The 21,243-nt window shown below is 49.9% G+C and carries 18 protein-coding genes; 5 read left to right on the top strand and 13 right to left on the bottom strand.

From position 1 onward, the window contains the following. Positions 1–258: a cell division protein ZapA gene (zapA, locus tag AC3WTF_RS04810; RefSeq protein WP_007408114.1), complete on the bottom strand. Its 258-nt coding sequence runs from the start codon at positions 256–258 to the stop codon at positions 1–3. Between the two features lie 133 nt (positions 259–391). On the opposite strand from zapA, the gene rnhC reads away from it, so the two are divergent. Next, positions 392–1,333, top strand: coding sequence for a ribonuclease HIII (rnhC, locus tag AC3WTF_RS04805; RefSeq protein WP_492314204.1), 942 nt, complete (start codon positions 392–394; stop codon positions 1,331–1,333). A gap of 36 nt (positions 1,334–1,369) precedes the next feature. On the opposite strand, the gene pheT is transcribed toward rnhC, so the two are convergent. From pheT to AC3WTF_RS04790, 3 genes are all read right to left on the bottom strand, one after another. Then, the gene (gene pheT / locus AC3WTF_RS04800) at positions 1,370–3,784 is read right to left on the bottom strand and encodes a phenylalanine--tRNA ligase subunit beta (protein ID WP_012118137.1); all 2,415 of its coding nucleotides are present in this window, start codon (positions 3,782–3,784) and stop codon (positions 1,370–1,372) included. A 13-nt stretch (positions 3,785–3,797) separates the two neighbouring features. Next, entirely contained in the window at positions 3,798–4,832 is a 1,035-nt protein-coding gene (gene pheS / locus AC3WTF_RS04795; RefSeq protein WP_003152530.1) for a phenylalanine--tRNA ligase subunit alpha, read from the bottom strand. A 361-nt stretch (positions 4,833–5,193) separates the two neighbouring features. Beyond that, entirely contained in the window at positions 5,194–5,940 is a 747-nt protein-coding gene (locus AC3WTF_RS04790; RefSeq protein ID WP_020956172.1) for a TrmH family RNA methyltransferase, read from the bottom strand. Between the two features lie 119 nt (positions 5,941–6,059). On the opposite strand from AC3WTF_RS04790, the gene sspI reads away from it, so the two are divergent. The 4 genes from sspI (at position 6,060) to AC3WTF_RS04770 (ending at position 10,259) form a co-directional block, all read left to right on the top strand. Next, on the top strand, positions 6,060–6,275 hold the full coding sequence (gene sspI, locus AC3WTF_RS04785) for a small acid-soluble spore protein SspI (protein ID WP_003152527.1): 216 nt from the start codon (positions 6,060–6,062) through the stop codon (positions 6,273–6,275). Between the two features lie 61 nt (positions 6,276–6,336). Further along, positions 6,337–7,422, top strand: a complete 1,086-nt coding sequence (locus tag AC3WTF_RS04780; RefSeq protein ID WP_020956173.1) for a CdaR family transcriptional regulator — start codon at positions 6,337–6,339, stop codon at positions 7,420–7,422. Positions 7,423–7,521: 99 nt separating this feature from the next. After that, a complete protein-coding gene (glcD, locus tag AC3WTF_RS04775) occupies positions 7,522–8,934 on the top strand; it encodes a glycolate oxidase subunit GlcD (RefSeq protein ID WP_492314203.1) in 1,413 nt (470 codons plus the stop codon). Next, entirely contained in the window at positions 8,931–10,259 is a 1,329-nt protein-coding gene (locus AC3WTF_RS04770) for a (Fe-S)-binding protein (RefSeq protein ID WP_492314202.1), read from the top strand. The genes glcD and AC3WTF_RS04770 overlap by 4 nt, the downstream gene beginning before the upstream one ends. A gap of 70 nt (positions 10,260–10,329) precedes the next feature. Here the strand turns inward: AC3WTF_RS04770 and cstA are convergent, their stop codons facing one another. The 9 genes from cstA to araB all read right to left on the bottom strand — a co-directional run bounded on the left by cstA (position 10,330) and on the right by araB (position 21,243). Further along, on the bottom strand, positions 10,330–12,126 hold the full coding sequence (cstA, locus tag AC3WTF_RS04765; protein ID WP_047936005.1) for a carbon starvation protein CstA: 1,797 nt from the start codon (positions 12,124–12,126) through the stop codon (positions 10,330–10,332). 110 nt (positions 12,127–12,236) lie between these two features. After that, a complete protein-coding gene (arfA, locus tag AC3WTF_RS04760; protein WP_047936007.1) occupies positions 12,237–13,736 on the bottom strand; it encodes an arabinosylfuranosidase ArfA in 1,500 nt (499 codons plus the stop codon). Between the two features lie 18 nt (positions 13,737–13,754). Beyond that, entirely contained in the window at positions 13,755–14,582 is an 828-nt protein-coding gene (araQ, locus tag AC3WTF_RS04755; RefSeq protein ID WP_007612991.1) for an arabinooligosaccharides ABC transporter permease AraQ, read from the bottom strand. An 18-nt stretch (positions 14,583–14,600) separates the two neighbouring features. Further along, the gene (araP, locus tag AC3WTF_RS04750; protein ID WP_007408105.1) at positions 14,601–15,542 is read right to left on the bottom strand and encodes an arabinooligosaccharides ABC transporter permease AraP; all 942 of its coding nucleotides are present in this window, start codon (positions 15,540–15,542) and stop codon (positions 14,601–14,603) included. Between the two features lie 41 nt (positions 15,543–15,583). Continuing rightward, a complete protein-coding gene (gene araN / locus AC3WTF_RS04745; protein ID WP_047936009.1) occupies positions 15,584–16,879 on the bottom strand; it encodes an arabinooligosaccharides ABC transporter substrate-binding protein AraN in 1,296 nt (431 codons plus the stop codon). A 31-nt stretch (positions 16,880–16,910) separates the two neighbouring features. Next, a complete protein-coding gene (locus AC3WTF_RS04740; RefSeq protein ID WP_047936010.1) occupies positions 16,911–18,095 on the bottom strand; it encodes a sn-glycerol-1-phosphate dehydrogenase in 1,185 nt (394 codons plus the stop codon). Then, positions 18,092–18,898, bottom strand: a complete 807-nt coding sequence (gene araL / locus AC3WTF_RS04735; RefSeq protein WP_372385790.1) for a sugar-phosphatase AraL — start codon at positions 18,896–18,898, stop codon at positions 18,092–18,094. Before araL ends, AC3WTF_RS04740 begins: the two co-directional genes overlap by 4 nt. Then, positions 18,876–19,565 (bottom strand): L-ribulose-5-phosphate 4-epimerase, encoded by a 690-nt coding sequence (araD, locus tag AC3WTF_RS04730; protein WP_020956179.1) that lies wholly within the window; start codon positions 19,563–19,565, stop codon positions 18,876–18,878. Before araD ends, araL begins: the two co-directional genes overlap by 23 nt. After that, the gene (gene araB / locus AC3WTF_RS04725; RefSeq protein WP_129003179.1) at positions 19,558–21,243 is read right to left on the bottom strand and encodes a ribulokinase; all 1,686 of its coding nucleotides are present in this window, start codon (positions 21,241–21,243) and stop codon (positions 19,558–19,560) included. The genes araD and araB overlap by 8 nt, the downstream gene beginning before the upstream one ends.

Raw genomic sequence — 21,243 nt, 5'->3', positions numbered from 1 at the left:
TCATTCCTTTTCTTTAAGCTGCCGCTCCAGTATTTCATATTTTTCTTGCAGTTTCATATAATCATGCACGACATTGACCGCAGTCAATACAGCGAGCTTATTTATATCAAGATATGGATTTTTCTCGTTGATTTCTCTCATTTTATCATCAACCACTCCGGCCACATGGCGCATATGCGCTTTGCTTTCTTCCCCGATAATGGTGAAGTGCTGGCCGTAAATGTTTACTGTCGTTTTGGTTTTTTTGCCGTCAGACAACGTTTCTCCTCCATTCCGCGAGAATCCTAGTTCCTATCATACCACGATTATCGTTTGAATGGAAAGACGAGCCTCGGGCTGTTATGATACACTGGTATATACAGTGAAAAGTGCCAAAAAAGGAGATTATATCGTGTCCCATTCTGTTATAAAAGTATCCGCTTCCGCTATGGAACAAATGAAACAATCCTATGCCGGCTCCCTTACTCCCGCCGTTCCGAAGGGCGCCGTCTTCCAGGCTAAGCCTCCGGGCTGTACCATTACAGCCTACCGCTCGGGCAAGGTTCTCTTTCAAGGAAAAAACGCCGGCACAGAAGCGGCCCGCTGGGGAACGGCTGAGGCGCCGAAAGCAAAGAAAACCGTCAAAAAAGCGGCCGACCCGCTCTACGCTCCCCCGGCGGGCATTGCCTCCATGTCAGTGATCGGCTCTGATGAAGTCGGAACAGGCGATTACTTCGGGCCGATAACGGTTGCCTGCGCTTACGCCGACAAATCAAAGCTTTCTTTAATGAAAGAACTCGGTGTGAAGGATTCGAAGGATTTAAAAGATCCGCAGATTATTGAAATCGCCAAACTGTTAATTAGAACCATTCCTTACAGCCTGCTTGTGTTAAAAAACGAAAAATACAATCAGATGCAGGAAAAAGGCATGAGCCAAGGAAAAATGAAGGCGCTCCTTCATAATCAGGCGATTTCCAATCTGCTGAGAAAAATGAACGGCGTTAAACCGGAAGCGATTCTGATTGACCAATTCGCAGAGCCCGGCATTTATTTTAAGCATCTTTCCGGACGGGATATCGTAAAAGAAAAAACGTTTTTCAGCACGAAAGCGGAAAGCATACATCTTTCCGTCGCCGCAGCCTCTATCATTGCGCGATATTCTTTCTTAATTGAAATGGATAAGCTTTCCCGTGAGGCTGGGATGACGATTCCGAAAGGCGCGGGGCCGCATGTCGATGAAGCTGCCGCCAAGCTGATCATCAATAAGGGAGAAGGTGCGCTCAGAACGTTCACCAAACTTCATTTTGCCAATACGCAAAAAGCGAAACGCCTTGTTGAACGGAAGCGGTCATAATAAAAAAGCTTGCAGAGTGATCTGCAAGCTTTTTCTTTATCCTCTTAATACGGCCTGATACGTTTCTTCCAGCGCTTTCAGCACGTTTTCATGAACTTTTGTCACTTCTTCTTCTGTCAATGTTTGTTCAGGGTTAACATATTGGAGCGAGAAGGCGACGGATTTTTTGCCTTCTTCCATATGCTCACCTTCGTACACATCAAACACGGTGACTTCTTTCAGCAGCGCGCCGCCGGCTTCTTTGATCACGGCTTCAAGCTGTCCGCTTGTAACGGTTTTATCTGCCACAAGCGCAATGTCGCGCGTGACGGACGGGTACTTCGGAATCGGCGTATACACGACAGGTTCTGTTTCCTCGGTCAGAAGCGCGTGCAGATCAAGCTCGAACACATACGTTTCTTTGATATCCAGCTCTTTTTCCATTGCCGGATGCACCTGGCCGATAAATCCGGCAAGCGAACCGTTCAACAGAATGTTTGCCGTCCGGCCGGGATGCATGTTTTTGCGTTCTGACTGGACAAATTCAACACGGTCTGACACATTCAATTGATGCAGCAGGCCTTCAACGATTCCTTTGGCGACGAAGAAATCAACCGGCTTTTTCTCACCCTGCCATAAATTTTTGCGCCACAATCCGGTTACAGCACCGGCAACCCGTTCTTTTTCAACCGGTTTTGTGTTTTCTTCTTTCGTCAGAAATACAGAACCCGTTTCATATAAAGCAACGGAATCAGTCTGTCTGGCCAGATTGTATGAAACGGCTTCAAGAAGATTCGGCACGAGGCTGTGTCTGAGAATGCTTCTTTCTTCGCTCATCGGCAGAGCAAGCATCGTGTTGAATGATTTTTCGATCGCAAAAGCGGCCGCTTTTTTATCATTCGTTAATGAATAAGTGGTCGCTTGTGAAAGACCCGCTCCTTCAAGGAAACGTCTCACTTTCCGGCGTTTTGCCTGATACGGTGTCAAGCCGCCTGTCGTGCCGGCCGTTTCCGGAAGCGTGGATGGAATATTGTCATACCCGTACAATCTCGCCGCTTCTTCAATCAGGTCTTCTTCTATTCTAATATCTCCCCGGCGCGACGGCACCGTTACGACGAGAACGTCTTCAGCTTCACCGACTGCAAACCCGAGGCGCTTGTAAATGCTGATGATTTCTTCTTTAGCGATTGTCATGCCGAGCACGGCGTTCACTTTTTCAACAGACACGTGAATATTGTTTGCTTCGATTTTCAGATGGTTTTCTTCAACCGTGCCTGAGAGCACTTCTCCGCCGGCATATGCCTGAATGAGACTGCAGGCCCGTTCAGCCGCCAGCAAAACGCGTGCCGGATCAATGCCTTTTTCATATCTGGCGCTCGCTTCGCTTCTCAATCCGAGGTCTCTCGACGCTTTGCGGACGGTCTGTCCGTCGAAATAAGCGGCCTCCAGTAAAATCGCAGTGGTGTCTTCACGGACTTCAGACTCAGCTCCGCCCATGACTCCCGCAACGGCTTGCGCTTTTTTTCCGTTTGTGATGACCAAATGGCTGCTTGACAGCTTGCGCTCTTGTTCATCCAGCGTTACGATGGTTTCGTTTTCCGCCGCTTTTCTGACGACGACCTCTTTTGAACCGAACCGGTCGTAATCGAAAGCGTGAAGCGGCTGTCCGTACTCAAGGAGGACGAAGTTTGTAATGTCCACGACGTTATTATGCGGGCGGATGCCTGCATTCATCAGCTTCGTCTGCATCCATAGCGGTGACGGGCCGATTTTGACGTTTTTAATGATTTTTGCGGCATAATGCGGATTGGCCTGCGTATCTTCAACCTTAACGGAAACAGCATCCGCCGCTTTTTCTGCCGCTTTTTCATATGAAGCCTCCGGAAGCTTTACCTCTGCGCCGAGGATAGCCGCAACTTCATAAGCCACGCCAAGCATGTTCATCGCGTCGGCGCGGTTCGGCGTTAAGCCCAATTCTAAAATCGCATCATCAAGCTGAAGGGCCGCCATTGCGTCAGCTCCCGTTTCAGCATCATTCGGAAAAACGAAAATGCCTTCCGCATATTCTTTCGCCACGAGCTTGCTTTCAATGCCGAGCTCCTGAAGGGAACAGATCATGCCGTGAGACGCTTCGCCGCGCAGCTTGGCTTTTTTAATTTTGAAATTGCCGGGAAGCACGGCTCCGACCGTTGCAACGGCAACCTTCTGTCCTTTATCAACATTCGGGGCGCCGCAGATAATCTGCACGGGTTCCTCCGCACCGATATCAACAAGGCATTTGTTGAGTTTGTCGGCATTCGGGTGCTGTTCGCGCTCAAGCACGTGTCCGATGACAACGCCTTTTACGCCCTCCCCTTTATACTCGATACCCTCAACTTCAATACCGGCTCTCGTAATTTTTTCTGCAAGCACGGCCGGGTCGATTCCCTGCAAGTCAACGTAATCTTCTAACCATTTATAAGAAACAAACATGTGTATCCTCCTCTTACGCCTGTTTAAACTGCGAAATGAATCTGACATCATTGGTATAGAAATGGCGGATATCTTCAATGCCGTATTTCAGCATCGCGATACGTTCCACACCCATTCCGAAAGCGAAACCCTGGTATTCCTCAGGATTGAATCCAGCCATCTTCAGCACGTTCGGGTGAACCATGCCGGCGCCGAGAATTTCGATCCAGCCTGTTTTTTTGCAGACGGAGCAGCCTTGTCCGCCGCACTTAAAGCAGGTCACATCCACCTCGACAGAAGGCTCTGTGAATGGGAAAAAGCTCGGACGGAGCCTGATTTCACGATCTTGGCCGAACATTTTTTTGGCGACCAATTCAAGCGTGCCTTTCAGGTCGCTCATGCTGATTTTGCGGTCGACGACGAGACCCTCGATCTGCATGAATTGATGGGAATGTGTCGCGTCATCGTTGTCGCGGCGATACACTTTACCGGGACAAATGATTTTGACGGGGCCTTTTCCTTTATGCTTTTCCATCGTGCGCGTCTGCACCGGTGACGTCTGCGTTCTCATCAGCATTTCTTCTGTAATGTAAAAGCTGTCCTGCATGTCGCGGGCCGGATGTTCCTTCGGCAGGTTCAGCGCCTCAAAGTTGTAATAATCCGTTTCCACTTCAGGGCCTTCTTCGACGGTATATCCCATGCCGATAAATAAATCTTCAATTTCTTCAATAACGACCGTCAGCGGATGGCGTCCGCCGATGTTTACCTGACTGCCCGGCAATGTGACGTCAATCGTCTGGCTGCTGAGTTTTTTATTCATCTCTTCTTGTTCAAGCTGTTCATTTTTCGCCGTAATGGCTGCTGCAATGCGCTCTCTCACTTCATTGGCGAGCGCTCCCATTTTCGGGCGCTCTTCGGCGGACAGTTTGCCCATGCCGCGGAGAACTTCTGTAATCGGCCCTTTTTTTCCGAGATATTGCACCCGAATGTCGTTAACTTCTTTTAATGAACCCGCCGCTTCTACTTTTTCTGCAGCTTCCAGTTCGAGCTGTTTAAGCTTCTCTTCCATCATGCATCCTCCTTTTATGTAAACCAAACCGTTCTATGCCTTTTTCAGAAAACAAAAAAACCCGCCCCTTGAGAGAAGGGACGAGTTGTGGCCGCGGTACCACCCTTTTTAAGGCAGACTTCATCTGCCGACAGCTTCATTGACATAACGGAAACGATCGTTCCGGTTCACCTTTACGCGCGTTTGGCGCGGTCCCGGTGACAACTCGAGAGGTGAAAATCAATTTTTGTGCTGCGATAAAAATGCTCTCAGTCAGCGGCATTTTCTCCCTGGAAGGCAGTGTGTGCAAAAATTGACGTCCTCTGTCACGGTTTTTACATTATTGCTATCTATTATAGTGAAATCCAAGGCTTTTCGCAACCTATCCTCTGAGATGATAAATGAGGATGGCGGCCGCTACCGCCACATTCAGCGATTCCGCCTGTCCGTACAGCGGAACGTACAGGTTGAGATCGGTTTTTTGCAGAAGGCCGGCGTCCACTCCCGCCCCCTCGTTCCCGACGATTAACGCGAACGATTCTTCAGGCTTCACGCTTTGATAAGCCGCACCGTTTTCAAGCGCCGTGCCGTAGATCGTGACGCCTTGTGATTTCAGCTCAGCGGTGAACTCATCAAGCGGACGTTTCAAAATGGGAATATGAAAATGAGATCCTTGTGCTGAACGCAGCGTTTTTCCATTGTACGGGTCTGCTGTTCCCTCACCAAGGACAACGGCGTCGATTCCCGCCGCATCTGCCGTTCTGATCATTGTTCCTAAATTCCCCGGGTCCTGCACGGCATCAATCAGAAGCAGCCGCTTCAGCTGATCAGGCTGCCTATCCGGCATATGGCAGACCGCGGCGATCCGCTGCGGCGTTTCTGTTTCCGTCACGGCTGAAAACGCGTCTTCGCTCAGCACGTAGCACGGAATGCTCATGTCCAGATCGGCCGGGATGGCGCTCTCATCGTTTACGAGAATTTCTTTTACCGTTCCCTTTGATTTGAGCGCTTCTTCTGCCAGATGCTCTCCTTCTATCAGAAATGTATTCGTTTTAAGTCTCTCTTTTTTTGTGTGAAGTTTTTTCCAGTCCTTCACTTTTTGGTTTTTTGCAGAGTCGATTCGTTTCACTTTATGTCTGTGCTCTCCTTTTTTCATGCATGTTGTTATTATATCTTAAGAACAGCACATAATAAACCGCGTGCGCGGTAAGAATATGCGTATCACATTCAGAAAAAGGAGCGGTTGTAATGGATCTTAATTTACGCAACGCCGTTATTGCCAATGTAACCGGCAATAACCAGGATCAGCTGGAGCATACGATCGTTGACGCCATCCAAAGCGGTGAAGAAAAAATGCTTCCGGGCCTCGGCGTCTTATTCGAAGTTCTTTGGCAGCATGCGTCGGACTCAGAAAAAAATGAAATGCTCAAAACACTTGAAGGCGGATTAAAACCTGCGCAATAAGCATGAACCGGGTGATGGGACACCCGGTTTTTTTTGTATAATAATGGCGAGGGGGATCGCCATGCAGTTACAGCCGGAACTGGCAAAGAAATTGATTGCCGAAGTCAAACATATGTACAGCCGCGAAGTGATTATTGCCGATACAAAAGGGATGATCATCGCGGGCACCAACGAGGCGCGCGCCGGATGGTTTCATGAAGGCGCACTGATCTGCGCGCGCGAAAAACGGAATGTCATCATTACGAAAGAAGATGAAAAACGGCTCGAGGGCGTAAAAGCAGGACTGAATCTCCCCGTTTTTTCAGGCCATGAAGTGATCGGAGTATTCGGCCTGACAGGAGACCCTGACGATATCCTGCCTTTCGGAGAATTGCTCAGAAAAATGACGGAGCTGTTTATTAAAGAAACGCGCCATATGGAAGAAGCGCAGTGGCGTGCGAGAATGCTTGAATCCTTTATGGTTGATTGGCTGCAGCTGAAAGAATGGTCTCCGGGCTTTTTAGAAAAAGCAAAGCTCATCGGCGCAGACCTTCACGCATACCGCCGGATCATACTCATTCAAGGCCGTTATGAGCAATATAAAGCGGAGGAGCTCGGGCGGCTCTGGCAGTACGAATGCCCTGAAGACCTGTTTGTCCGCTGGGGAAATGAACGCATTCTCATTAATCATGAAGCAAATTCGGCTTCCAAAACACAGCTCATTAAAAAGATCGGCGCCGTTTTTGGGCTGCCTGTCACCGCCGGCATCGGACGGATCGTTCCGGGAGAGCGCCTCACGGAATCATACGAACAGGCAGATAAAGCACTTTCAGCCGGAATCGGTGACAAGCAGGCCGTCTTTGAAGAAGATTTAAAACTGGATATGTGTCTTGCCGATATCACACCCCGCACGAGGTCGGAATTTTCACGGCGGGTTCTCGAGCATGTACTCGGCCGGGAAGAACTTCTGGATACGCTGCGCGCCTTTTTCGACCGGCAATTATCGTTAAAGCGCACCGCCGACGACATGCATATTCATATCAACACATTGCGCTACCGTCTTTCCAAACTGGAATCACTGACAAATATGAAGCTGGACCGCCCTGAAGACATAGCGGCTTTTTATTTGGCGCTGCGCTTTTTAGATCAACATACAAAAAGCACGTAATCATATCAACATTTTTCATATGTTTCTCCATAGTGTGCGGAATCGTTTTTCTTTACAATTAAATGAAAACGCTTTTCTTATCAGGGAGGTTGGGAGAACATGATTTCACGAGAGGCAAAAGAAGCGTTCATCCGGACGGTCGGGAAGGAGAATTATGATGATTCGGCGGCGGGCCGTCTTGTGTATTCTTATGATGCGGCTCCTCAGCTGCAAGCCATGCCGGATGCGGTAATCGCCCCCCGCAGCGCGGATGACGTGTCCCGTATATTAACGATTTGCAGCAGGCATGACATTCCGATCGTGCCGAGGGGTTCAGGCACAAACTTGTGCGGCGGCACATGTCCGTCTGAAGGCGGGCTTGTGCTTTTATTCAAACATATGAACCGCATTCTTGAAATCGATGAAGAAAATTTGACGGCAACCGTCCAGCCGGGCGTGATTACGCAAGATATGATCCGTGCGGTTGAACAAAAAGGTTTATTTTATCCGCCTGATCCGAGCAGCATGAAAATATCGACAATCGGCGGGAATATTAATGAAAATTCCGGCGGGCTGCGCGGTTTGAAGTACGGCGTCACCCGGGATTATGTCCTCGGCCTTGAAGCCGTATTGGCTTCAGGCGATATCATCCGCACAGGAGGAAAGCTGACAAAGGATGTCGCCGGTTATGATCTGACCCGGCTTTTCGTCGGATCAGAAGGGACGCTCGGCGTTGTGACGGAAGCGACTTTAAAGCTGGTTCCGAAGCCGGAAACGAAAAAAACGCTGCTTGCACTCTATGAACATATTGAAGCGGCTGCGGAATCGGTTTCTGCCATCATCGCTGAAAAAATCATTCCGGCGACACTCGAATTTCTGGATCAGCCGACACTGCAGGTCATTGAAGATTACGCCAAGATCGGGCTTCCGACCGACGCAAAAGCGGTGCTGCTGATCGAACAGGACGGTGACACCGAAACGGTCAGACGAGATATGGAAAAAATCGAAGCGATTTGTAAAAACGGAGCCGCCGTATCCGTCCAAACGGCTGAAACCGAGGAAGAGGCATTCGCGCTTACAGAGGCCAGACGGTCCGCATTATCAGCCCTTGCCCGGCTGAAACCGACAACGATTCTGGAAGATGCGACCGTGCCGAGATCACAAATTGCCAGCATGGTCAAAGCCATTAACGAGATTGCAGAAACATACGGCCTGTCCATCTGCACATTCGGCCATGCCGGAGACGGCAACCTCCATCCGACATGCACCACCGATATCCGAAATACAGAGGAGATGGAACGTGTCGAAAAAGCTTTTGCCGCCATTTTTGAAAGAGCGATTGAGCTGGGCGGGACGATAACGGGTGAACACGGGGTCGGCATCGTAAAAGCGCCGTATTTAGAAATGAAGCTGAAAACAGAAGGCATCACCGCCATGAAAGCGATCAAACAAGCGCTTGATCCCCAAAATCTGCTGAATCCGGGAAAAATATTCGCCAATTCATCAAGGAAACGCGTGGTGGTGATGAAATGACAACGGCTAAAGAGCAGCAACAAATTCAAACAGAATTCAAAAACCGCATGGATGAAGGTGAATTGCTGAACTGTATGCGCTGCGGCTTCTGCCTTCCTTCCTGTCCGACCTATATCGAATCGGGATTTCAAGAATCCCATTCGCCGCGCGGCCGGATCGCCCTGATGAAAGCCGTCACTGACGGACTGATCGAGCCGGATGAAGATGTCGAGCGCTCACTTTCGCTGTGTCTCGGATGCCGGGCATGCGAGCCCATTTGTCCGGCAGGGGTCAATTACGGACAGCTGCTTGAAGAAGCGAGGGATATCATTCATCAAAATAAAAAACATAAGCCGGGCGTGCGCCTCTTGCGGAAAGCCGCCTTCACCGGGCTTTTCCCTCATCAAAACCGCATGCAGACAGCCGTGAATCTTCTCGGAATATACCAAAGATCGGGACTGCAGACCGCCGTCAGAAAAACCGGTATGCTGCGCGTTTTGCCTGAACATCTGCGCACAATGGAACAAGTGCTCCCGCCCGCCCCGAAACGGAAAGACATGAAGGAAAGGCCGCGTTTTCTTCCTGCCGCGGGTCCCGTCCAAAAACGGGCCGCTTTTTTCTCGGGCTGCTTAATGGATACGATGTTTTTAGCGACAAATCATGCGACAACGGCGCTTTTACAGGCGGCCGGGTGTGAAATCGCGGTTCCGGACGGCCAGGCGTGCTGCGGCGCGCTTCACGGGCACAGCGGAGAAAAAGAGATGGGAAAAGAACTGGCCAAGCGGAATATCGCGGCTTTTGAGGCGCTTGACGCTGATTATATCATTACAAACGCCGGCGGATGCGGCGCCTTTCTTCAGGAATATCCGCATTTACTGAAAGATGAACCTGGATGGGCGGAACGTGCCGGACAATTCGTCCGGAAGCTCAAAGACTTTTCATCCGTACTGGTTGATCTGAAGTTCCATCAAAAAAACCTGCGGGCGCAGTCTCCTCATATCGTCACATATCAGGACTCCTGCCATCTCCGCAATGTGATGCATACGTCAGAGGAACCGCGCACGCTTTTGAAAAGCATTAAAGGGGCTGAGTACAGAGAAATGGAAAAGGCCGACAGCTGCTGCGGGTCGGCGGGAATTTATAATATAACAGAGTCGGAGATGTCTATGAAAATATTAGACAGTAAGATGAAAGCCGCCGGAAAAACGGAGGCGGCCGTCATCGTGACAGCCAATCCCGGATGCCTTCTGCAAATGCAGCTCGGCATTTTACGCGAAGGATTAACAGGCCGTGTCCGCGCGGTTCATTTGGCGGATTACCTTTTGGAAGCGGCGGATTTGTCATAAGATGAAAGCAGAGAGACCGATCGGCTCTCTGCTTTTTTTATGATGCTGCAATATTCGGACGGCCGCGGATTTATCCGGGTATTGAAGCTTCCAGTCTGGCACTCGGATCACGCCATACATTCGCCCATTTTTTCACAGCCGCAATGATAATCACAAGCCCGAGAATGAGCATGATAATGGATAAAACGCCATTCAGCACGTTGTATCCCGCCGCTTCGGGGTTCAAATACACATACCGCACTATCCAATAACCCGCATAGTTGACGGTCACGTACAAATAAGCGAGAGGAATCAGGCATGTCAGCATATAGCGCCGCTTATCCGCTATTTTTAATACGACGGTCGCACCGATAATTAAGCCGACAGACGCCATAAGCTGATTGGATACGCCGAACAGCGCCCAAATGGAGCTGATGTCGCCCGAATACAGAAGATAGCCCCACAGCAGGCAGGCGAGCGCGCTTGAGAAAATCGAGCCCGGCAGCCAGTCTGTTTTTTTCAGCGGCTTATAGACCTCTCCGAAAAACTCTTGAATCAAGTACCGGGCGACACGGGTTCCCGCATCAATCGCCGTTAAAATAAACACCGCTTCAAACATAATGACGAATTGAAAAAAGTATGAAGCCAAATGACTGAAAAACGGAATCTCCGTAAAGATATACGTCATTCCGACGGCAAGCGTAACAGCGCCGCCCGTTCTTCCTTCCAGACTGAGCCCGATTTCTTTACTCAATTCAGGCAGATGGACGACATTCATCCCGAGGGTGCGGAATATTTCAGGCGTGCTGTTTATAGCAAAATAGTCGGCGGGCTCAAGAGCGGCAGCTGCAATGAGCGCCATAATTCCAACGAGACATTCCACAAGCATTGCTCCGAAAGCAACCGGCTTTATATCACTCCATTTATCCAGCATTTTCGGCGTTGTGCCGGAACCGACAAATGCATGAAAGCCCGAAATGGCGCCGCAGGCAATCGTTATTGAAATAAACGGCCAGACAGGACCCGCGATCACCGGCCCTCCGCCGTGAATAAACTCCGTTACGGCCGGAAATTTAATGGCGGGATTGACGAAAAAGACGCCTGCGATCAAAGCGGCAAAAACCCCGATTTTCATAAAACTGCTTAAATAGTCACGCGGAGCCAGCAAAAGCCAAACCGGAAGCGCCGCGGCGAAAAACGCATAAACAGGAAGCGCCACTGCAAGCGTTTTCGCATCCAGTGTCAGCATGTCCCCGAGAGCCGTTGTCTGCAGCCGCGGCCCGATGACAACACCGGCCATTAACAAAAGAAACCCGACAGTTGATGCGAGTTTGAGATTGCCCGTTTTTTTATAGTAGACGCCGACCCCCATCGCGATCGGAATCGTAATCCCCACCGCAAACGTTCCCCACGGGTTTTTCTCAAGCGCGTGCAGCACAACCATGGACAGCCCCGCCATCGTGATCGTAATGATAAACAGCATGGAAAGACCCGTGCAAAAGCCCGCCACCGGGCCAAGCTCTTCTTTGGCGACTTCAGAAAGCGTTTTCCCGTTTTTCCGCATTGATGCAAACAATACGACAATATCGTGCACGGCTCCTCCGATCACCGCCCCGATTAACAGCCATAAAAGCCCGGGCAGATAGCCGAACTGAGCTGCCAGAATTGGTCCGACAAGCGGGCCGGCAGCGGCGATTGCCGCGAAGTGGTGGCCGAATGACACCCACTTATTCGTCGGCACATAATCTTTCCCATCCTCAAGCACATGGGCCGGAGTCGGTGTCTGATCATTGATTTTTAATACTTTGACCATCATAAAGGTACCGTAAAGCCGATAGGCGATCGCCAAAATACATATAGACGCTATGACGATTGTAATCGCATTCATTTAATCCCAGCCCCTTTTCTCTTTTTCTAAATATTATCACAATTATCAGATAACGGGAGATGATTTTTGCGTAAAAAAAAGCCGGCGGCGCAGCCCGGCTTTTCGGAACATTATTTGCCTGATAAACGGATGACATTCCAGGACAGCGGAGTAAAATGAGCCGTTATCCCTTCAGCATTTGCCGAAGACGTTCCGTTTGAGTGAGGCGTGACTTCTTTTCTGTTTTTTTGATTGGTCGCTTTCATATCCTGATGCTCCAGCACGATATGCTCAATGATGCGGTAATCTTCAAACCCTCTCAGCTTGATCTCCGTTTCCATCAGTTCCTTGCTTTTGTTGACGGCAAAAATGGTCAGGGCTTCATCCTCTTCGCGGTAAACGGCCGCGGCATCAACATACGGCACATCCGTAAAGTCCGCCGAGTCGTATTTCGGGGAGGTAATCAGCAGCTTCATCGAAGTCCCTCTCCCGTAGACAGAGGCGTGCATGTAAGGGTAAAAGATCGGCTGTCTCCATGCTTCTCCGCCCTTTTCAGTCATAATAGGCGCAATTACGTTGACAAGCTGGGCGAGACAGGCGATCTTTAGTCTGTCCGCATGCTGCAGCATCGTAATCAGCAGTGAACCGATCAACAGCGCATCTTCAAAATTGTAGATGTCTTCGAGAATCGGCCGGGCCGTAATCCATGGCTCCACTTTTTTATCCGCTTCATTTGAGTGATACCACACATTCCATTCATCTAAAGAAAGGTGAATCGTTTTTTTGCTGCGTTTTTTCGCTTTCATATAATCACATACGGCTGTGACGGATTTAATAAAATGGTCTAAATCCATCGACTTCGCCAAATAGTTCTCAAGATCATTTTCATGGTTGCCGTAATACGTATGCAGTGAGATGTAATCCACATGCTCGTACGTATGCTCAAGCACCTCGGCCTCCCACTCAATGAAGGACGGCATGCCGCTGTTTGAGCTTCCGCAAGCCACCAATTCGATCGTCGGGTCCGTCCATTTCATCACCTTTGCCGTTTCAGCGGCGAGCCGTCCGTATTCATGCGCCGTTTTATGACCGATCTGCCAAGGACCGTCCATCTCATTTCCTAAGCACCATGTTTTGATGCTGTAAGGTTTTTCATATCCGTGCGATTTTCGTAAGTCGCTCCAGTATGACCCTTCAGGATGGTTGCAGTATTCGACGAGGTTCCGGGCGGCATCGATCCCTCTCGTCCCGAGATTGACCGCCATATTCACTTCGGCGTTCACTTTTTTCGCCCACGTTAAAAATTCATTCGTCCCTACTTCGTTCGTTTCTGTCGTCTGCCATGCCAAATCTAGCCTCCGCGGGCGGTCCTTCACCGGCCCGACGCCGTCTTCCCAATTGTAGCCCGAGAGAAAATTCCCTCCCGGATAGCGGATGAACGGCACTTGCAATTCCTTGATTAACTCCTGCACGTCTGTTCTGAAGCCGTCCTTGTCGGCTTTCGGGTGTCCGGGCTCATAAATGCCTTCATACACCGCCCGGCCCATATGTTCTATAAATGATCCGTACATCCGTTTGTCCACTTCACCGATGATATATTCTTTATCTGCTGTAATCCCCGCTTTTTTCATTATATTTCCTCCCTCTCTCTATCCCTTCACTCCGCCTACTGTGAGGCCGGAAATGAAGTATTTTTGGAAAAACAAGAATATGATGATCACCGGCAGTATCGCAAAAACGGACCCGGAAATCAGCATGTCATAGTTGTTGCCGTACGGACTCAGCAGCCCTGAAAGTCCGATTGGAAGCGTAAACATTTCTTTCGACCGAAGCACGATCAGCGGCCATAAAAAGTTATTCCAGCTGTTTAAAGATTGAAGAATGATCATTGCCCCGAATGCCGGTTTCATGAGCGGCGCCATAATTCTGAAAAAAATGCCGAATTCGGTGCAGCCGTCCATTCTCGCTGAATCAAGCAGATCCTTCGGAAGTCCGAGCGCATATTGCCGGAAAAAGAACACGGCGACAGGTGACACAATAAACGGCAGAATCACTCCCGTATAAGAATCGATCAAATGAAGACCCACCGTCAATTTGAACAACGGGAGCATCATCACTTCAAGAGGCACCATCATAATGATCAGCACAAGAACGAAAATAATATTTCTGCCTTTAAATTCGTAGACACCGAGTCCGTAGCCGATCAAAGAGGAAAAAAACAGCGTGAGAACCGTGGTGAGAACGCCGAGCAGCAGGCTGTTAAAAAACCATTTGAAATAAATGCTCCCCCCGTTGAACAAATAGGTGTAGTTATCAAGGCTCATCACATCCGGATCAAGGCGCAGATTCAGCCCGATACGCATCAGCTCAGATGACGGCTTTAAAGAACCGAGCAATAGACAGATCATCGGAAAGATATACAACAGGCTCAGCATGATAAAAAACAAGGTAAACGCGACTCTGTACACGGAAAACATGTGATTGTTACGCACCGCTTATCCCTCCCCTTTAAACGAACCGGACAGTTTCAGTGAAACAAGACTGACTAGTAAGATGACAAGCAAAAGGACAATTCCGATTGCGGCCCCGTACCCCATTTCGTTGTATGCAAGCCCCTGCTGATATAAATAACCGACAAGCGTGAGGCCGATATTGCCCGGGGAATTATTCTGCCAAAGCACATAGCTTTCCTCAAACATTCTGAAACCGCCGATAATACTGATCGTTAACACATAAACGGACACCGGCTTTAAAAATGGAAGGGTAATATGCCGGAACTTTTTCCACGTGCTCGCCCCGTCAATTTCAGCCGCTTCATACAATTCTTTCGGCACGTTTTGCAATCCCGCCAGAAAGTAAAGAATGTTAATCCCCATCCACCTCCATGACGCAAGCAGCACCATTAAAAACATGCCGGTACCTTTGTTGTTGAGCCAGTTTTGGGGTGATGCGCCAAGCTTCATCATCAGCTCGTTTGCAAGCGACGTATTCATTTCTCCGAACATCAGACGGAAAATAATCCCCGCTACGATCGTCGATGTTAAAGCCGGTACAAACAGAGCCGATTTAAACACATTTCTGAACCTGACGAGCTTCGAATTCAGAATCACCGCCAAAAGAAGCGGCACCGGAATCAGCACGATCAGCGTCCAGAAGGTATATTCCAATGTGTTAAATAATGCCGTATAAAAGGTTGGATTAAGAAGAGCGGTATAATTGGAAAACCCGACAAATGTAATTTCTCCCGGCAGTATCCGCTGAAAGCTCATGATAAACACGCTGATAATCGGATACAAAAAGAAAACGAGAAACGAAATGATAAATGGCGCCGTAAAAAGATAAGGCGCCGCTTTTTTTGAATACAGCACATTGCGCCGGCGCGGCTTCTTCCGGACTGCAGAAACGGTTTGCGCTGTCTCTGTCTTTACAGGTCTCATAAAAGCTCCCCCGCTTTCACTGTTAAATAGGGCGGCTTCTCCTATTTCTCTAATTGCTCTGCCGCCTCGTCCAAGGCTTCCTTAGGTGTTTTTTCCTGCGTCTTCAGCGCATCGAACAGCACTTGTCTGACAACGAGATCAGCCGCTTTAGAGAAGTCTTCATGCAGATAAATCGGATTGATCTCATCTTTTATTTCAAGGAGCGAGGAAAAAATTGACGTACCGTTCCGGAAGAAATCCGTGTACTTGTTTTTCTCCTTCAATTCTTTTGAATCCCACACGTCCCAGCGGAGCGGGTCAAAGCCGAGCACCGTCCAAAGCTTTATATTCCCTTCCTTCGAACCTTTCGCAAAACCGAGAAATTCTTTCGCGAGCTTCAGATGTTCAGCCTGCTTCGGCACGACGGTGGCTGTTCCGCCTAAACCCGCTGATCTGTCACCGCCTTCTTTCCAGGCCGGCATAGGGTAAATCGCCATTTTTCCTTTTAAATCAGGCATATAATCGATAAACCGTCCCATGTACCAAATAGGCATCAGCACTGAGGCTGCCCCGCCCTGATTCATAAAACCGTAGTATTCTTCGCTGTGATGGCCGCCGCCGGGAGCCGGCAGAAGGGTTTTATCATTTACCATGTCCTTTACATAATTCAGTGTGTCTGTATTCGTCTTGCTGTTCAGAATCAATTTTCTGTTTTTGCTGTAGTAGCCTGACCCTTGCTGCGAAATCATGGATAGGAATGTGGCGGAGTCGTTTGTTTCAACCGTTCCCATCGGTTTTCCAGCGGCTTCACGCACTTTTTTCCCTGCCCGCCGGTAATCTTCCCATGTCTTAATGGAGGCGGGATCAACGCCCGCTTTTTTCATGATATCCATGTTGTAAAACATGACGGTCGTCCCCACATGTGTATCAAGGCCGTACAATTTTCCGTTTTTGCTGTACAATGCCAGACGCGCTTCCACAAACTTATCGCGGTCTTTTTCAATCAGCGGCGTCAGATCGGCAAGCGGGATATCCTTACCCTTCAGAAAGTTCGAGAACCGGCTTAATTCCACGTCTGCTATATCGGGAAGCCCCTCACCCGCGATCAGTGAAACCGATAAATTATCATGCATTTGTCCATAAGGATAAACAACGGTATTCAGCTTGATTTTGCGATCCGGATATTTCTGATTCCATTCTTTGACCATCTCCTGATAAAACTGTTCGTGCAGACCGTTAAACGTCCAAAACGTCAGCTCCGTTTCTCCCGGCCGGCCGGCAGTCCGTTCTTGTGAACAGCCGGCGGTAAACAAGAAGAGCATCATCAGCACCAAACATACAGCGGTCGTTTTTTTCATGTCATTACCCCTTCCACTTTAGGCCGTGCGGCTATTGATGCAAATGATGTGCAAAGAGCGCTGCATTTTCATTTATGATGGTTAAACCGGTATAACGGTCTCTCAGTGTGTGCGCATGCTTAAGCGCATCGCTGACAAGGTCCTGTTTTACACCGATCTCATCGAAACAGGCGGGACCTCCCGCAGATGCGAGCCACCCGGCAATTGTCTTGCCGTCGGGAAGCCCTTCATATGCAGATTGAATCGCCTCGCGAAAGTGCGGCGGCAGTTCAGCAAGCTTTTCGTGACAAGCCAGTTCTTTGTAAATATCACTCAGCACCGCGCACGCACAGCCGACCTTCGCACCATGGAGAATCGGAGGCTGTTTTGCCTTCAGCATTTCCATCTCAATCCAATGCGAGATGTGATGTTCTCCTCCTGAGGCGGGGCGGGAGTGGTCAAGCGCAAGCATGACAAGACCCGAAACGATCAGCGCTTCCATCAGCATCTGAATGCCGGCCTCCGTTCCCATGGCAATGGCAGCGCGGTGATCAATGCACTGCCAAAGCGCGTCTTTCACAAGCTTCGCCCCGGCTTCTGAGTACGGCTCACCCGCAAGCCTGCGGGAAATCTCCCAATCTGCCAGCGATGTTATTTTTCCGAGCATGTCTCCGAAGCCCGCGGCTGTCATTGAACGGGGCGCTTCTTTTAATACATTCGTATCCGCAAATAAGGCGATCGGCGCTTTCGTTTGAATCGTCGTTTTGATACCGTTTAATATGAGCGGCGCTCCCGCCGACGTAAAACCGTCGACTGACGGAGCGGTGGGGAATGAGATAAACGGCAATCCGCGCTGGTAGGCGGCAAACCGCGTAATGTCGTGAATCGTTCCTGAACCGGCCGCAATGATGACATCCGTCTCTTCCGCGAGATTGATCAGCGTATAGACCAATGTCCTCTCATCAGCCGCGGCGGCCCCGGCTTCATGCTCCGGAATGATGACTTTTGACGCTTTGATCCCGCCTGCTCTCAATTCGTCCGCAAGCAGACGCCCCGCCGCCTCGTACGTGTTCCGGTCACAGACGATGACCGGATGATTCCAGCATTTTTTTTGCAGAAATCTGAGAAGCTCTTCTTTTGCATTCGCCCCGATCACGATATCTTCTATTTGAATCGGTGAGCGGCTGGCCCCTTCCTTGTCAAACTCGGATTGAATGTCCTCAGGAGAACGTTTCATGAAAGGATTCCCTCCTTCGCTAATTCTGTCAGGTCTTTAATAGAATCAAGGACGATGTCAGGTTCATATAGACGGGGCTCCCCAAGTTTGGCCGACCCCGTCAGAACCAATACGCTTTTCATCCCGTACAGGCTGCCCATTGCGATATCTGATTCGAGGCTGTCTCCGATAATGGCGCATTCCTCAGGGGGAAGTCCGAGCGCTTCACATGCCGCCTCAGCCATCAGCCAAGACGGTTTGCCGATGACAAGCTCCGTTTTTGCTCCGGCGGATGCTTCAATGGCCCCGATCATTCCCGCGACATCCATGGCATGGCCGCCTTCATTCGGAAAGGAGCGGTCCCGGTTCGTGGCGATGATGCGCGCGCCGGAGGAAGCCGCCTTAAAAGCGAGATTCAGATCCTCATAGGTGACGGTTTCATGCAGGGAGATGACAAGCCAGTCTGCCGCCTGCGGGTTTTGCGCCAGGGCGACACCCGCTAAAGCGAGTTCATCAGTCAGCCCTTTTTCTCCTAACACCCACGCCTTTGACAAAGGATAATGCTTCTTTAAAAATGATGCCGTCACACTGGAGGACAGCACGATGCTCCGTTCATCCGTGCGGATACCGGCACCCAGCAGTTTCTTTCGGCACATTGCTCTTGATAGATTGCCGCGGTTGCTTAAAAAGACAACGGCTTTGCCCAGTGACTGAAGGGTATGAACGGCTTCTTTTGCGCCGTCAATCAGCTCCCGCCCCCTGAATACGGTTCCGTCTAAATCAATCAGAAACCCGGCTGCGTCAAGTTTGGCCATAATAAGCATTCGCCCCGTGTTTTCTGTAAAAATGCTTATCATGCAGCACTCTGTCGATCGGACTGAGCTGTTTGTTCAGCATAAGCGAATGGTAGGCCATTTCCGCTACCGTTTCGAGCACAACGGCGTTATGCAGGGCATTCAGCGCATCCGTTCCCCAGCAGAACGGGCCGTGGCTGTGGACGAGGACACCCGGATTTTGTTCATACGGTTCGTTTTGAAAGGTTTCGGCTATGACTTTGCCTGTATGATATTCGTAATCTTTCACAATTTCTTCTTCATACATTTCCCTCGTGCAGGGTATAGCGCTTTCAAAGTAATCCGCGTGAGTCGTTCCGAGAGCGGGTATGTCTCTTCCGGACTGTGCCCAGCTCGTCGCCCAGCGGGAGTGCGTATGAACGATTCCGCCGATAGACGGAAACGCTTTATACAGATAAAGATGGGTCGGCGTGTCAGAAGACGGTTTCAGCGAGCCTTCGAGAATGTCTCCGTCCTCATTCAGGACGACCAGTTTGTCAGCGGTCAGCTCACTGTAATCGACACCGCTCGGTTTAATGACGATTCTCCCGCTCTCTCTGTCAATGCCGCTGACATTCCCCCATGTAAACGTGACAAGGTTATGTTCCTCAAGCTTCAGATTGGCAGCGAGCACTTCTTCTTTTAACGCTTCAAGCATGGCGGCTCCCCCCTTTCGCAAAATCACGGTTTTTAATGGCTTTCAGGCGTTTCATGACATTGTTTTCTTTGCCGAAGTAGTGAACGAGCTCTTTATATTCCGCATATAAGCTGTCATAAATCTCAGCTCTTTTTCGATCCGGGACATAAGAGCCGTCTTTTAATTTCCCCATATGCGCACATGCTTCAGCAATATTGGAGTATCCCCCGTTTTCCCGTCCCGCGGCGAGCGCTCCGAAAATCGCGGAGCCCAGTGCCGGCGCCTGCGGAGACCCGGATAATTGAATGTCCATATTTGTGACGTCTGCATAAATCTGCATGACAAACGGATTTTTTTCGGCGATTCCTCCGGCTGCGTAAAGCTCCTCGACCGGAACGCCGTTTTCCCGAAACGTTTCGATAATCATCCTCGTTCCGAACGCCGTCGCTTCAATCAATGCCCTGTAGATTTCTTCCGGCTTCGTGTGCAGCGTCATGCCGAGCATCATGCCCGTCAAATCGGCGTCCACCAAGGTTGACCGGTTTCCGTTCCACCAGTCAAGCGCGAGAAGGCCGCTTTCCCCCGGAACAAGTTCAGCTGCTTTTTTGCTGAGCAGCTCGTGAATGTCTATCTGTTTATCCTCAGCTTCCTTCTCATAGTCTCTCGGAACACACGTTTTGACGAACCATTCAAAGTGGTCGCCGACACAGGACTGTCCCGCTTCATATCCCGCATATCCGGGCAAGATGCCGTTATTGACGACTCCGCACATACCGGGAACGATATGTTCTTCCTCGCCGAGCAGTACATGGCAGGTGGACGTTCCCATGATCATCAGCATTTTCCCCGGCTCTGTAATACCGACCGCGGGCACTGACACGTGAGCGTCGACATTGGCGACGGCAACGGCCGTCCCCGGCAGAAGCCCGGTCAGCTCCGCCATTTTTTCGGTCAAACCTCCTGCCTTTTCCCCGACTGAATAAATGGTTCCGCTTAATTTATCTTTTGTAATCGTTTTCATTAACGGGTTGAGCTTTTCAAAAAAATGATCCGGCGGATACCCCGTCTCCTCATTCCAGATTGCTTTGTAGCCGGCCGTGCAGTTGCTTCGCTTCAATGAACCGCACAATTGATAGACGATCCAGTCTGCCGCTTCCACAATCCGATCTGCCGCCTTGTATATATGCGGCGCTTCTTCCGCGATTTGCATGATTTTCGGGATCATCCATTCAGAAGAAATTTTACCGCCGTATCTTTTAAGGAATGTTTCTTTTGTGTCTTCGGCAATCGTGTTCAAACGGTCTGCATGTTTTTGAGCCGCATGATGCTTCCACAGCTTCACATAACTGTGGGGCTCCCGTTCAAATTCCGGCAGCATACAAAGCGGCTGCCCCGCACCGTCTATCGGCAAAATCGTGCAGGCGGTAAAATCAATTCCTATGCCGATCACGTCTTTTGGATCAGCGCCCGCCTCTTGAAGCAGGTTCGGAATCGCCGTTTCCAGAACTTCGATATAATCGGCAGGATGCTGAAGCGCCCAGTCCCGAGGGAGTTTTTCACCCGTCTTCGGCAGCGTGCGGTCAATGACAGCATGAGTATATTCTTTTACCGCAGACGCGATTTCTTCGCCCGTGCGGACATTGACAAGCACCGCCCGGCCGGACAATGTGCCGAAATCAACACCAATCGTATACGCCAT

Source organism: Bacillus sp. EB106-06-01-XG163 (assembly GCF_058791615.1).
The sequence above is the reverse complement of the archived record's forward strand: the minus strand, read 5'-3'. Positions and strand labels throughout refer to the sequence as shown.